This is a genomic window from Streptomyces xanthophaeus (assembly GCF_030440515.1).
Lineage (GTDB): Bacteria > Actinomycetota > Actinomycetes > Streptomycetales > Streptomycetaceae > Streptomyces > Streptomyces kutzneri.
This window is the reverse complement of record NZ_CP076543.1, coordinates 1,887,751-1,901,596: the sequence shown is the minus strand read 5'-3', so window position 1 is coordinate 1,901,596 and position 13,846 is coordinate 1,887,751. Positions and strand designations below refer to the sequence as shown.

Sequence of the window (13,846 nt, the reverse complement as noted above, 5' to 3'; positions counted from 1 at the left end):
CTCCGTGGAATCGGCGGACCGGGCGAACGCCCGGGGAAGGCTCCGGGCCGCGTGCCCCCGGACCCGGACGCGGACCCGTACCCGGACCGTGCCGGTACCGCGGCTGCGGACCGGTGGCGCGGGCCGTCATCGCGCCGGGCCCAGGCGGCGCGCCGCCAGCGCGGCCGTCGCCGCCCGGTCCGGTTTGCGCGAGCGCCCCGACAGCGGGATCTGCGCGAGCAGCAGGGCGTCGGGACGGGCCGTGCCCATCCGCCGGACCGGCTCCGACAGGGCCTCGCGCAGGGCCCGTTCGTCCGCGCCGCGCCGTGGCTGCACGACGGCGACGAGCCGTTCGTCGCCGTCACCGGCCGGGATCCCGACGAGCACGGCCAGCTCCACCCCCGGCACGTGCAGGGCGGGCTCGTACAGCCCCGGGTAGATGTTCTCGGCCCGGCGCAGCACCATGTCCTTGCTCCTGCCTTCGAGCACGATGCGGCCCGCGCCGTCCAGCCGTGCCCGGTCGCCCGTACGCACCCACGCGTCGGGCTCCTCCCCGAGGTAGCGGTGGCGGGCCGCCGGGCCGGACAGCAGCAGCTGCCCGTTCCCGTCCGGCTTGGCGAGCACGCCCGGCAGCGGCGCCCCGACCAGATCCCCCGGCTCACCGGCCTCCTCGAACGCGGACTTCTCCCGCGACTCGACCGCGGCGGCCGGGAACAGCTCGGTCAGCGCGTACACCCCCCAGGCCTCGGCCGCGCCCGCCGCGCGGACGCGTTCCAGCAGCCCGGCGCCCGCCGGGGCCGAGCCCGTCCACACCCGGCCGTGGAAGCGGGCGCCCGCGCCCAGCGCGTCCCGCAGCCGGGGCGGGGTCAGATAGGTGTCCTCGGGCCGCAGCCGGTGCAACTGCCGGGCCAGCACCCGGGAGTTGCCCGCCGGAAGGGCGACGGCGGCGCCGCGCGCCAGCGAGGGGACGAGGACGAAGAAGGTGCCGCCGAGCACCGGCCGGTCCCCGCGCGCGTCGAAGAGGGCGGAGACCGTGGTCATGCCGGCGGCCAGGCTCGCCCGGGTGTGGACGACGGCCCGCGGCAGGGAGGTGGTCCCCGAGGTGAACACGATCACCGCGTCGGCGTTCCCGTCCAGAGCGTCCCCGGGCGCGGGCACACCCCGGCGGGGCGCGCCCAGGTCCAGCGCGGGCGCGCAGCCCGGCAGCCGGGGCCCGACCGTGGCCACCGGCCCCAGCGCGGCCAGGTCCGGCAGCGCGAGCCGGGCCCGGCGGGCCAGCGGCCGCGCCCAGCCCGCCACCGCCTGCGCGGCCGCGTCGGCCAGCACCAGCGAGGGCCGGGCCAGCGCGAGGCGGGCGCGCAGCACGTCGGGCCCGGCGCCCGGGTCCAGGACGGCCCCGCGCAGCCCGAGCCGCCACAGTGCGAGCAGGACGGCGAGGGCGCGCGGCCCCGGGCGTACGGCCACGCCGACGGTGTCCCCGGCGCGCAGCCCGCGCGCGTGCAGGGCCGCGGCGAAGGCGTCGGCCAGCTCGGCGAGTTCGCCGCGGGTGGCCCGTACCCGGGGCGCGCCGGTGCGGGTGGCGGTGAGCACGGCGGGCCGCTCCGGGCGGCTGCGCAGTGCGTGGTCGAGGTGGTCCAGCATCAGCGCGGGTCGTCCGTTCCGTGGGTGCCGCTGCCCTGGTCGAGGTACCAGCGGGCGGTGCCGGCGAGCCCGTAGGCCCGCAGGCGCCGCGTCGAGTTCTCCACGACCATCTCCCGGCAGTGCGTGATCCGGTCGGTGTGGCGGCGTACGGCGTTCAGGAAGAGCCGGTCGGTCGGCGAGGGGCGCCGGGGCATCCCGCCGACGCCCAGGTACAGCTCGGCGGTGATGGCCATGTTGTTCCCGGCGTGCATGCGGTACGGCGCCCGGTAGCCGCGCCGCCGGGCGTGCTCGGGCCGCAGCCGGCCGAAGAGCGCGGCGAGGGCCACCAGAGCGCCGAACCCGGCCCGGCCCAGCGGGCCGTGCTCGTCACGGCGGGCCACGATCCGCCCGCACACCAGCCCGGGGCTGCGGACCAGCGCGGCACGGGCGGCGCCGGTCCAGCCGGGCCGGGGCAGGCAGTCGGCGTCCGTACGGGCGAGCAGGGCCGCCCCGCGGCCGATCGCGTACCGGAAGCCGGTGTCCACCGCGGAGCCGACCCCCTTCTCCGGCTCCTCGATCACCTCCACCGGGAAGGGCGCGCCGGCCGCGAACGCCCGGGCGACGGCGCCCGTACCGTCCGTCGAGGCGTTGTCGACGACCAGCAGGGTGAAGTCCCGGTCCCGCTGCGCGGCGAGTGCCCGCAGGGTGGCGGCCAGCCGGGCCTCCTCCTCGTGCGCGGGCACGACCACCCACATCGGCGCGTCCGCGGCCGTCACGACTTCTCCCAGACCATCGTCATGATGCTGATGCCGCCGCCGAGCCCCACGAACAGCACCCTTTCCCCTGGGGCGAGTTCGCCGAACACCCGGTCCAGCTGGAGCCCGATGCTCGCGCTCGCGACATTGCCGAGCTCGGGCACCGTCACCACCAGCTTCCCGGCGGGCACCCCGGTCAGTTCCGCGAACCGTTCCAGGTACGGCACCGTCACCTGGTGCACCAGCACCTTGGCGAAGCCGCCCCACTCCATCCCCGTGCGGTGCAGCGTCCGGTCGACGACGGCGGTGCCCACCTTCTCGAAGACGCCCCGCAGTTCGTGCCCGTCGCCGCGGAAGTACGTGTACGCGTCCCCGCGCGGGTGCCGCGACCCGCCGCCCGGGATGCCCCCGACCTCCCAGTGCTCCGAATGGGTCTCGGTGTCCACGTCGATGATCCCGCCGCGCTCCACGGCCTCCACGACCACCGCCGCGCCCGCGTCGCCGAAGGTGTACCCGGCGAAGCCGTCCCGCAGTTCCGTGAGATCGGCCGGGTCCCTGCGCACCGCCCGGCTCGGCGTCTCACCGGTGACCACCAGGGCCCGCCGCGCCCGCCCGGCGAGGATCATGGACCGGGCGAGGTCGATGCCGTTGACGAAGCTGTTGCAGGCGTTGGTGACGTCCAGGGCGTGGGCCCGGGAGCCCAGTTCCGCCTGCACGATGTGCGCGGTGGCCGGCTCGACGAGGTCGCGGGAGGCGGAGGCGAACAGCAGCAGGTCGACGTCGAGCGGATCGAGTCCGGCGGCGTCCAGGGCCCGGCGGGCGGCGCCCACCGCGAGGGTGGAGGCGTACACGCCCTCGCCCGCGACGCGGCGGGAGACGATCCCGGTGGCCTGGGTCAGGAGCCTCGGCGGCAGCGTCAGCCCACTGCGGAGCGCCACCTCCCGCTGCAGGGCGTCGGAGGACAGCACCTCGTCGGGCAGCAGGCTGCCGACGGCGGTTATCCCGACGCGTATCCCGGCGCGCGGCAGTGGATCACATGGCTGAATGAACATGCACACACGATGACAAGCCGGCCGCGCCGGAACCTGAGTACGGATGCTCAGTTCGGCGCCACCGGCCGCACAGGCCGCCTGAGTACGCGCACCCCCAGGCGCACCCCGCCCAACCACGGGACAGCCAGAGGCCGTTTGCATAGGGTGGCACGACACGGCCACGGGGGAGGACGCGATGGCGGCACGCCGATTACCGGTGCTGGCGCAGTACCGGGACGACGCGGTGACCCGGCTGCTGTGCGCGGGAGCACACCTCGACGAGGGCTTCGCCCGCGAGGTGGACGTGGAACTCACCGAGGACCGGCTGAGCGCCACCGGGCTCTCGCTCGGCATCGACCTGGTGGCCCTGGCCCGCCACGCGCGGGCCTCCGTACGGCGGCTCGACCGGCTCGACCGGCGCCTCGCCGGGCTCTGTGCGGCCGGCGTGTGGGCGGCGGTACCGGCCGCGCTGTACGGGCTGGTCGCGGACCTGCCCGTCCTCGCCCTCGGAGCCGCCGCCGCGCTCGTCCTCGCGTACGCGACCGCCTGGGCCCTGGTACGCCGGGCCGAGAACGGGGCCCGTACGGCGGCGCTCGGCGTCGAGCACGGCGCCGGGCGGCCCAAGGACCTCGCCCCGGAGGTCGGGGCGGAGGTGGAGGGCCGGCTGCTGGAGCAGAAGCGGGCCAACGTGGTCCCGTACAGGGCGGGGGCCGCGCGCACCAACCCGTTCGTCGGCAGCGGCTCGAAGATCAAGGAAATGGTCTGGCAGCCCATCGACGTCAGCCGGCCCGCCGACGATCCGGCGGGCGGCGGCAAGCTGGTCATCAAGCCCTTCGACGCCGTCGACCTGCACAGCTTCGTCGCCCGCGAGATGGAGCACATCGCCGGGCTGAAGGGCCTGCGGGCCCGCAACCGGCTCTACGTGATGGGCGATCACGTCTCCTACGTCGGGCCCGACCTGCTCCCCGACCGGCTGCGCCGCCCGCGCGCCCAGATACCCAGGCAACTGGTGCAGGCCGGGGTGGTGCAGCCCGGTGCCGGCATGCGCACCTATCTCAGCCTGGAGCGGACCGGCGAGGGCGGCCGCGTCATCGTCTCCATGCACCTGCGGGCCCGGCTCCAGCACCCCAGTCTCACCTGGGAGGTGGCGGCGTACGGCATCCCTCCGCTCCAGTCGCGCTTCTACCGGGTGCACGAGCTGCCCCTGGACGGCTTCGAACGCTGGTGGGACCTCTTCCGCACGGCCACCGCCGCCACCGGGCCGGCGCTGCTCGGCGCCCCCGGACGGCTGGTCCGGCGGGCTGCCGCCCGGGGCGAGCGGGCCCGGTCGCTGGAGAAGCTGCGCCGCGAGATCGGCAAGCGGCACCTGCGCTACGACTACGGAGCCGTGGACAGCCTCCGCGAGCGCGTCGCCGACTGGGATCAGCTGGGCTTCTCCGAGCGGACGGACTCCCAGGACTTCCTCCAGCGCCTCCAGCAGGGCGTGCTGATAGCGACCGAACGGTTCCTGAAGGACCACCACGTCGACACCAGCTCCTACGACCAGGCGCAGCAGGTGATCAACACCCACACCTACACCTTCCAGGGCGACATCCACTCCAGCAACATCGGCGCCCACGGCACCGTCAACCAGGGCGGTCAGGCCCAGACTTCGGGGAAGCCGCCCGGGCAGCCCTGAGCGACCACGAGGAGCACGCGTGAGCACCTACCATTTCCACGGGAACATCTCCGGCCCCAACAACATCGGGGACAACGGCACCATCAACATCGGGCAGCAGGACACCGCCGCGCAGACCCTGCGCCTCGCCACCGAACTCGCCCGGTGGCTCCGGGAGCAGGGGGCGGCGCAGGAGCGGCTCGACGCGGCCCAGGCCCTGCGCGGCGAGCTGGACCGGGCCGGACAGGAGGGGCGCGCCGCCGAACCGGGCCTGATCCGGCGGTCGCTGGAAACCATCACCCTCGGACTGGGCGCGGGCAGCACCGGGCTCGCCCTCGCCCAGGAGATCAGCCGCCTGCTGGTCTGACGGGCCGGCTCACCTCCGTACGACGGCCCGCGCGCCGCCGAAGTCCAGCTCCAGCCCCGAACGCAGCGGCACGGTCTGCCCCGGGGCGATCTCCTGCGTGCTGCCGTCCGCGCGGGTCCCCGTCCACGCCGACCCCGAACGGTTGGCCAGCCCGAACTTCCCCGGCCGCTGCGGATGCTCGGTCAGCTGCGCCACCAGCGTGGCGTCGCCGTAGTCGTGCCGGGCCGGTTCCGGCGCGAGGTGATGCTCCTGCACCCGCGAGGAACGGTGCAGCAGGATGTGGTGCTCGGTGCGCGGCGGGGGCGTGGTCAGCACCAGCCGGGGCGGCAGCACCAGCGCGTTCCCGCAGCTCCAGCAGGTGCCCGGGGTGGCGGAGCGGGGTTCGGTCATGTTCTGCTTCCCGCAGTGGGCGCAGTCCACGACCGCGTCGAGGACCGCCCGGAGCGCGTCGCGCCACTGCGACTCCCGCACCCGGGCCGCCGGGTCGAGAAGGCCCAGCGTGAAGTTCCTGGTGAACAGGGCGCGCAGAGAATCGGGCACCACCGCCCAGGTCGCCAGCACCGTGGCGTGCTCCACCGGGTCGGGGGCGTTGGAGCGGTCCTGCGGGTCGAACAGGAACAGCGGGTCCTTCCCGTACAGCTTGCGCTCGGCGGCCTCGTCGAAGCAGCGGATGGCCAACTCCCGCTTGCCCATGAGCGGATGATGATTCATCAGCAGCATGAACAGCAGCACGGACAGGGAGTGAAGATCGCTCTGGGTGCCGGGCGAGACCCCGGGCTCTCCGCGCACCAGCTCGGGCGCCATGAACGCCATGGTCCCCGAGATGCCCGTGCTGTCGCCCTCGACCACCGCGTTGTCGTTGTCGCAGACCAGCACCTCGCCGGTGGCCGGGTCGAAGAGCAGGTTCCCCCAGGAGATGTCCCGGTAGGCGATCCCGCGCGAGTGCAGCGCCTGGTACGCCTCGACCGTGTACAGGCAGGCGGTGAGCAGGGCGCGGATCGTGGTGCGCAGCTTGCGGCGGAAGAGCAGCGGCAGGCCTTTGAACCGGTCCGGGCGGATGTCCATCAGGTAGCCGAAGCCGCCGCGCCCGTCGCCCACGAAGTCCCGGGGCCACAGGAAGCGGTCGTCGTCGAAGCCGCGGTCCACCAGCTGGCGGACGATGTCCTCCTGCTCCGGTGTCGCGCAGGCCGGGTAGTACCACTTGAGGGCCTGGTCGCCGGCCGGGGTGCGCACCCGGTAGACCTCCCCCTGGCCGCCGGCGCCGAGCAGGTCGAAGACCTCCACGCCCAGGCCGCTGTCGGCCGTCAGCCGGGTACCGCTGTCGAGCATGCCGCTCATTCGTCACTCCTGTACGGGTCTGTCATGTCGGCCGGGTCGGCGGTGCCGGCGCTGTCGGGCGGCACCCCGCCGGTTCCGGTCAGGGCCGTGGCGGCGTGCCAGGCCGCCACGAGGGTGGTGTCGTCCCCGGAATGCCGGGAGGCCTTGGCCAGCCACTCCGGCAGGACCGCCCGGACGCACTCCGGGCCCTCCGCCGACAGCCGGTCGTCGAGTCCGGCCATGAACTGCCGGAAGCCGGTGTCCGAGGCGAAGCTCTTGGACAGCCCGTCGGTGGAGAGCGACACCAGCCGCGGCGCCCGCGCGGGGGCGGTCACCGGCGCCCAGTGCGTACGGACCCGCAGCCAGGCCTGCGGGGAGCACAGCGACTCCGTCTCGTCGCCCAGATCGGCCTCGTCCGGTGCGAGCGGTACGGTCACCTGCCCGTCGTCGGTCACCACGGTCAGCTCGCCGTCGCCGAGCTGCCAGGCCGCGAAGACCCGGGGGGTCAGCACGGCGCCGACGAGCGTGCTCCCGTACAGCACCAGCTTGTCCGCGGGGGACGGACCGGGCTCGCCCGGAGCGCTGCTGCGCTCCCAGTGCCCGAGCGCCTTCTCCTGCCAGGCGCTGACCAGTTGGCGGGGCAACGTGTACTGGGCGTAGTTCATCAGCCAGGCCAGGCTGGGCGGCCGCGTCCCTCGGGGCTCGGCGAGCGCGGCGAACAGCCGCGCCTGCTGGACGAACAGGTCCACGGCGAACCGGGACCCGAAATGACTGCGCGCGTGCACCGCCGATCCGTGGCCGTCGGCCACCGCCATGATCAGGGGCTGTGCGGCGGTGCCGAGCCCCTCCGCGTCGTGGTGGTCCTGGTTGCGCGCCTTGTTCACGCCCTGGACGCTGCCCTGGATCGTGTCCCAGAGCGGCAGCGGTCCGCGGGTCATCCGCACGGGCTCGCTCACCACACGTCGTCATCGTCGTCGTCGAGCACCGGCGGGGCGTACGGCGGCTGCTTCACGGTCGCGTCCCCGAAACCCGCCACCGGCTGGGAGGCCGCCTTCACCGCGGCCGTCGAGGCCCAGCGGATCGCCGCCGCCAGCTGCTTGGGGCTGTTCGCGTCCAGCGGCTGGAGCTCGGGATTGCCCAGGAACTCCTGGAGCACGTTGCGGTCGGCGTCCGCGCCGATCGCGATGGCCACCCGGACCGCCTTGCGGCCCCAGGGCGTCGCGTCCACCGCCCGCAGCCCCGCCTTCCAGTCGTCCGTCGGCACCCCGTCGGAGACCAGCGCCAGCACCGGCTTCAGGGCCCGCTGCGGCATCGGCGGGGTGTCCAGTTCGCGCGCCGCGAGCTGGAGGGCCTCACCGAGATTGGTCATACCGTCCACCTGCACGTCCTGCCAGGTGAACTGCTCGACCGGCACCGGGTCCTTGTGGTGCCAGCGGGCCGTCGTGGAGAACGTCATCGTGCGCAGCAGCAACTGGGCCGCCGGATTGTCCTGCGCGACGGAGAGCATCTCCGGAATCGCTTCTCTGATCGCGTAGTTGAGCTGGCCGATCTTCTCGCCCTGCATCGAGTACGAGCAGTCGATCAGCCAGATGAAATGGACGGGCCGGTTCGCCATCGGCCCGCCGGGGATGTCACTCACCGCGTGTCTCCTTCAACTTCCGGTCCATTGCGGGATGTACCGCACGAGTGCCGCCACCGCGGCGGCCGCCGTCATCACGACCGCCGACACGAACAGGGCCGCCATCATCCGCCGGCCCCGCGTGATCTGCGGTGTCATCATGGGGTGTTGCTCCTTTCCGCACCGGGAGCGACCTTCGGGTCCCGGGTGTCCTGACCGGCCGGCGTGCCGTCCTGCCGGTCCCGTACGAGCCGTCCGACGCGCAGCCCGGTCCGTGACAGCAGCCACAGCACCGGCTCCGCCGCCCGCCGCCCTTCGCTGTCCAGAGCGCCCGCCCCGGTCGCGGCGCGGGCGCTGACCACCCAGTACCGGGCCGCCGCGAAGTCGTGGCCGAGGGCCCGGACCAGCTCGTCCAGCCCGATCCCGGCCAGCCACGCCTCGACCGGCTCCGTCGGCCGCGGCAGTGAGTCCAGCCGGTCCAGTACGTCCCGCTTGGTCACCACCGTGGCCACGGGGAGGCGCCCGCGACGCCCGCCGAGCCCCTGCAGCTCGCCGGTGAACCCCGCGTACGTCTCCACCGGGCCGAGGTCGGCCGGCCGGGCGGCCTGCGCCCGTTCGGTGTCACCCGCCTGCAGGGCGCGCCGCACGACGGGCGCGGCGAGCACGTCGGTCACCAGCAGGACCCCGTCGGCGTGCGCCAGGTAGCCCTGGCCGCGGGTCGTGTCGGCGTCCCGGAGGGACTCGCCCATCGGGTCGTACAGGTACAGCAGCCGGCGCCGGCGGCCGTGCCCGACCAGCAGCATCAGGGCGCGCGGCTGCCCGCCCTGGGTCTTGAGGGTCCACCCGGTCCGGTTCAGCTGCTGCCCCAGGGCGTTGGCCTCGCGGAGGTCGTCGGGGGAGGCGTACTCGACGGTCAGCCGGGACTCGTGCGACCAGGACCGCAGCCCGTCGAGCACCGCCGCCAGCAGCATCGTCTTCCCGGCGGAGGTACCCCCGATCAGCGGCACGTGCACGACCCGGGTGGTGCCGACGGCCGGTGGCAGGCCCCGGTCGCAGTGCGGGCACCGGGCGGCGAGCCCCCGCCGCCCGGTCATGAGGGTGCTCGGCAGGGCCTTGCCGCAGCGGCAGACGTGCCGCAGGGCGCCGAAGGCGCCGGGCCGCAGCTCGCGGTGGGCGGCGCCGCAGCCCGGGCAGAGGTGCACGGCCAGCGGGAACGGCCGGTAGCAGCCGGGGTAGGGGCACTTCATCCGGATGCCCAGGACCAGCTTCCACAGCCGCTCCGCGGCGCGCCCGGCCAGGGTGGCGGCCAGGGCGGCGAGAGCGACCAGGAGGAGCTCCACCGCGAAGAACACCGCGACGCCCGCCAGCAAGGCCGAGGCGAGCAGCGCCGACAGCAGCGCGGCCAGCGCCGTACCGGGAGCCAGCAGCCGCAGCAGCAGCCGGCCGAAGCCGTTCTCCGCGAGCTCGCCGCTCTGCCCGCCCCGGCCGCGCAGCAGGCGGCGGCGCACCACCACGCCCAGCCAGTGCCGGGTCAGCAGGAACCAGACGGTCAGCGCCGCGGCCTGTCCGGCGAACCGGGCGTCCAGCCACATCTGTCCGGCCCAGTACGCGGGCCGCGCCGGTTCGGGACCGGTGTACGGGACGATCCGCGGGTCGGTGCCGCCCGGCGGATGCGTCCGGAAGGCGGCCCAGGCGGCGGACAGGGCCAGCGCCAGGAACCGCCACAGCCCGTACCCGAGGCACACGGCGACCCCGATCACCCCGGTGAGGGCGGCGAGGATCCGCGCGATCAGCTCCGGATCCGACACGTCAGCCCCCGTTCCCGGCACCGCCGGAGCGGCGCCCTCCGAAGCGTTCACGCAGGCGGCCGAAGGCCCCCGGCCGCTGCCAGGTGCGGAACTCGTCCGCCCAGCGCCCGCCCAGCCGGGCCAGCGACCGCTCCAGCTCGGCCAGCTCCGCCGGCGCGAGGCCCCGTACGGCCGGACGCAGCACCCCGTCGAGCAGGTCCGTGCGGGCCTCCTGCCAGGCCGGGCCGGCCTGCGGCTGGGAGGACCACACCGTGAAGCAGTCCGCGGCGTAGCCCGGATCCAGCCGCAGCCGGTCACGGACCGCCGGTGTGCGCGCCGCCGCCCGGTAGGCGGCCAGCAGCTCCGCGTCGTTGCTCTCGATCAGCGCCCGCAGCTCGCTGTCCGGCCGGTCCCCGGCCAGCAGCCGCGCGCACACGGCCGCGTACGCGCTCTCCCGCGGGCCCGGCTCCGGATCCAGCGACGCCAGGTCCAGCACCTGGCGGACCCAGCCCCCGCCCGCCGAACCCGACCGCAGGTTCAGGGCCAGCTCCAGCAGCAGCAGCGACGGCCGCAGCCGGGCCGGGATCTCCTCCTGGAACTGCCCGAGGAGCTCCGGAGCCAGCTCGGCGGCCTCGGTGTCCCCGGCCGGGGCCCGCACGGCCGCCTGGACGAGCAACTCCCAGGTCCCGGCCTCCCGGTGGACCTGCGCCCCGGTCGCCATCAGCACCAGCCCGGCCTCGCCCGCCCCCGGCGGACCCCCGTCCCACACCAGCCGCATCGCGGTCCGCAGCACCAGCGGCTCCGCGTACAGCGAGACGCCCGAGTGGGCCAGCAGCGCGTTCAGGGCGCCGACCCGGTCCGGTGCGGGCGCGGCCTGCGCCGCGGCCTCGGCGCACATCCGCAGGTGCGGCCGCGCGTCGGCCGCGGTCGGCCGCAGCGCGGTCCGCTCGAACAGCCGCCGCCCGGCGGCCGGATCGCCCGCCGCGAGCGAGTCCAGCCGGTCGAGTACGAGGGCGCGCAGCCCGGGCAGTTCCGCCAGCGCGGCCCGCACGCCCGCCCCGTACGCCCGCTCCGGATCGGTGAGCAGCGCGAGCGCCAGCTGCCGGGCCGTGCCGGGCAGCAGGTCGCTCACGTCCACCCCGAGCACCGAGGCCACCCGCAACAGCCCGGCGGGATGCGCCGGTTCGGCCGGGGCGCCGCCCAGCGCCGCCCGCAGGCCCGGTTCGAGCTCCGCCGCGAGCCGGCCGCGGACGGCCGCGCCCAGGGCGCCCGCGGTCGGCAGGGCCGCGGGCGGCGCGCCGGTCCGTACCGCCTCGGTCAGCGTCAGAGCCACCAGCGGCTCGCACACCGCGGGCGGGGCCCAGCCGTCCAGGGCCGCGAGCAGCCGCCCGGCCGCGGCGACCTCCGCCGGGTCCCGGTCCCCGGCCGGGCGGCCCAGCGCCCGGGCCAGCGCGTGCAGCCGTACGCCGTCCAGCGCGTCCCGGTGCCCGGCGGCCCAGTCGGCGGCCGCGGTCCGGCCGGGGGAGGGCAGCGCGACGTCCGCGGCCAGGGCGAGCGCGGCCAGCGGGCCCGCGTCGTAGGGCCCGGCGGCCAGCCGCCGCACCTCGGCCACCAGGCCCTGGCGCTGCGCCTGCCAGACGCGCGCGGCGGTGTCGGCCCACACGTCCGGCTCCCCGGCGGCGGGGGCGGCCGCGCGCGGGACGTCGTAGACCCGGTAACGGTGTTCCTGCCCGGCGAGGCCCGGCCCGTCCTCGGGCATCACCCCGATGATCTGCTGCCGGGCGAGCTGCGGCCGCCGGGTGTACGTGGTGAAGGTGAGCCACTGCCCCCGCTGGTGCGGCAGCACACTGCACGCGAGCATGACCCAGCGGGCGACGGCCTCGCTGTCCGCCTCCACGAGCACGATCTGCGGGGCGTCCGGGTCCTCGCCGAGCCGGCGCACATCGGAGAAGAAGGCGGCCAGCCACGGCGCGCGGGCCGCGACGAAGGCGGCCAGCGCGGCCCGGTCGAGGCGGCCCGGCGCGGGCACCGCGGCCAGCACGGGGGCGCCGGCCTCCGGGGTCGCGGCGGCCCACTGCGGCGAGCCCCAGGCGGTGATCGGCAGTTCGCCCACGGCCGGACCGGAACCGGCGGGCTGCGGCAGGTGCACCGCATGGGCGTGGAAATTGCCCCAGCGGCCGCTGTAGTCGGCGCCCGTGTACACCGAGCGCGCCAGCAGCCGGCTGCCGTCGGCCAGCACGTTCAGGCTGAGCGCCTGCGGGAAGGCGGCCAGCTCCTCGGGCCCCGGGCGCGGCGGCGCGTCCCGGGGCGGCTCGTAGCCGATCAGCTGCTCCGCCTCGCGCAGCAGGGCGGCAGGCACCCCGGGGCTGACGGCCGTGAACCGGAAACCGGAACCGTCGGGACCGGGCGGCGCCGAGGTGTAGTGCAGTTGGGCGAGATTCATGAGTTCCCCTCGGAGCCGGTACGGCCACCCGCGCCGGTGGCGCCACCGGCGCGCGGCAGCAGACCGCCCAGCCCCAGCAGCCACAGCAGCGGATCCTCCACGCGCAGCGGCCGCGGACCCGATTTCGGGGCGTCGGCCGGCGCGTGCGCGGGCGGCGACGAGCCGAGCGCCGAGAGCCCGAACAGCGACAGCTGGGCGAAGTCCCGCTCCAGCTGCCGCAGCAGCGCCCCCGAGTCCCAGCCGTCCAGGAGCGAACGCATCTCCTCGTGCACCGCCCGCCGGTCCTCCTCGTCGAGCGCGCCGGTGCCGTGGTCGGCATTGCGCAGCAGCGGCGAATGCGGCTCCAGCAGCGGCGCCAGCGAGTCCGTCTTGGTCACGGCCACCGCCACCGGGGTGGTGACCCGGCCGCGTGAGGAACCACGCCCGTGCGCCCGCAGCTGCGCCGCGAGATCGGCGGCGATCTGCTGCGGCGGGGTCTCGATGACCGGCAGCGGCGGCCCGTCGTCCACCGGCAGCCGGTCGCGCACCGCCCGCATCTGCAGCGGGTCCACGAGCAGGATGATCCCGTCCGCGGCGGCCAGGTAGTGGGTGTAGCGGTCCATGGCCTCCGCGCTGGCGAGGTCCTCGCCCGCCGCGTCGAAGAACACCAGCGCGGTGTGCCGGCTGCCGTCCCCGCGCAGCCGGCGCCGCAGGGGCAGGCTCAGCCGGTACAGCAGCGGGTCGTTGAAGCCGAGGGCCGCCGGCCGGGTGGCCTCCGGCAGCCGCAGCCGGTCGTAGAGGTCCTCCGCCAGCTCGCGGTCCCGGCGCTGGGTCTCGCCGCCCATCGCGGTCACCGAGGCCCCGTACGCCCGGCCCACCCTGCCGCGCAGTTCACCCAGCAGCACCGAGACGTAGGTGCTCTTGCCGGAGGCCTTGGGGCCGAGCAGGGCGATGATCCGGGTGTCCTGGTCGCAGTAGTCGCTCGGGAAGTCGCTGTGGCAGCGCCGGCAGACCCGGACCGGGGTGGACCCGCCGCAGGCGGGGCAGTCCGCGCGCGATCCGCCCCCGCCCGGGATCAGGCGCACCCCGAGGCCGCGCGGGGCGGTGAAGACCGGGCCGCGCATCTTCAGTGCGGGAGGCACGCTCGGGCCCATGAAATCGGCCCATATGGTGTCGAGTTCGGCGCTGCAGGGCTTGGCGCCGCGCACCCCCGTGGCGGACATCTGGCAGCGGTAGGGCAGCCGGGCCGCCGGGGACCGGTCGAAGCAGTAGGGGCAGACGACGGAGGTCATG

At 75.6% G+C, this 13,846-nt stretch carries 12 protein-coding genes; 2 read left to right on the top strand and 10 right to left on the bottom strand.

What is annotated here, in order from left to right:
- Positions 1-126 precede the first annotated feature (126 nt).
- From KO717_RS08165 to KO717_RS08155, 3 genes are read right to left on the bottom strand one after another with little or no spacing between them, the layout of a single operon-like run.
- Positions 127-1,620 carry an AMP-binding protein gene (locus KO717_RS08165; protein WP_301365449.1) on the bottom strand — a complete coding sequence of 498 codons (1,494 nt, stop codon included), beginning with the start codon at positions 1,618-1,620 and terminating at the stop codon, positions 127-129.
- On the bottom strand, positions 1,620-2,375 hold the full coding sequence (locus KO717_RS08160) for a glycosyltransferase family A protein (RefSeq protein ID WP_301365447.1): 756 nt from the start codon (positions 2,373-2,375) through the stop codon (positions 1,620-1,622). Before KO717_RS08160 ends, KO717_RS08165 begins: the two co-directional genes overlap by 1 nt.
- A complete protein-coding gene (locus KO717_RS08155; protein ID WP_301365445.1) occupies positions 2,372-3,406 on the bottom strand; it encodes a 3-oxoacyl-ACP synthase III family protein in 1,035 nt (344 codons plus the stop codon). The genes KO717_RS08160 and KO717_RS08155 overlap by 4 nt, the downstream gene beginning before the upstream one ends.
- Positions 3,407-3,581: 175 nt before the next feature.
- Here KO717_RS08155 and KO717_RS08150 point away from each other — a divergent pair, with 175 nt between their 5' ends.
- Positions 3,582-5,063 carry a hypothetical protein gene (locus KO717_RS08150; protein WP_301365443.1) on the top strand — a complete coding sequence of 494 codons (1,482 nt, stop codon included), beginning with the start codon at positions 3,582-3,584 and terminating at the stop codon, positions 5,061-5,063.
- Positions 5,064-5,082: 19 nt separating this feature from the next.
- Entirely contained in the window at positions 5,083-5,409 is a 327-nt protein-coding gene (locus KO717_RS08145; protein ID WP_301365442.1) for a hypothetical protein, read from the top strand.
- A 9-nt stretch (positions 5,410-5,418) separates the two neighbouring features.
- On the opposite strand, the gene KO717_RS08140 is transcribed toward KO717_RS08145, so the two are convergent.
- From KO717_RS08140 to KO717_RS08110, 7 genes are read right to left on the bottom strand one after another with little or no spacing between them, the layout of a single operon-like run.
- Complete coding sequence (locus tag KO717_RS08140) at positions 5,419-6,747, bottom strand: protein kinase domain-containing protein (RefSeq protein WP_301365440.1); 1,329 nt, start codon at positions 6,745-6,747, stop codon at positions 5,419-5,421.
- Positions 6,744-7,682, bottom strand: a complete 939-nt coding sequence (locus KO717_RS08135; RefSeq protein ID WP_367401515.1) for a PP2C family serine/threonine-protein phosphatase — start codon at positions 7,680-7,682, stop codon at positions 6,744-6,746. The genes KO717_RS08140 and KO717_RS08135 overlap by 4 nt, the downstream gene beginning before the upstream one ends.
- Complete coding sequence (locus KO717_RS08130) at positions 7,679-8,341, bottom strand: vWA domain-containing protein (protein WP_351155411.1); 663 nt, start codon at positions 8,339-8,341, stop codon at positions 7,679-7,681. The genes KO717_RS08135 and KO717_RS08130 overlap by 4 nt, the downstream gene beginning before the upstream one ends.
- Before the next feature lie 36 nt (positions 8,342-8,377).
- Positions 8,378-8,506 carry a hypothetical protein gene (locus KO717_RS08125; RefSeq protein WP_266353724.1) on the bottom strand — a complete coding sequence of 43 codons (129 nt, stop codon included), beginning with the start codon at positions 8,504-8,506 and terminating at the stop codon, positions 8,378-8,380.
- The gene (locus KO717_RS08120) at positions 8,503-10,152 is read right to left on the bottom strand and encodes a TRAFAC clade GTPase domain-containing protein (RefSeq protein ID WP_301365437.1); all 1,650 of its coding nucleotides are present in this window, start codon (positions 10,150-10,152) and stop codon (positions 8,503-8,505) included. The genes KO717_RS08125 and KO717_RS08120 overlap by 4 nt, the downstream gene beginning before the upstream one ends.
- A gap of 1 nt (position 10,153) precedes the next feature.
- Complete coding sequence (locus KO717_RS08115; protein WP_301365436.1) at positions 10,154-12,574, bottom strand: GTPase-associated protein 1-related protein; 2,421 nt, start codon at positions 12,572-12,574, stop codon at positions 10,154-10,156.
- Entirely contained in the window at positions 12,571-13,845 is a 1,275-nt protein-coding gene (locus KO717_RS08110) for a TRAFAC clade GTPase domain-containing protein (protein ID WP_301365434.1), read from the bottom strand. Before KO717_RS08110 ends, KO717_RS08115 begins: the two co-directional genes overlap by 4 nt.
- Position 13,846 lies beyond the last annotated feature (1 nt).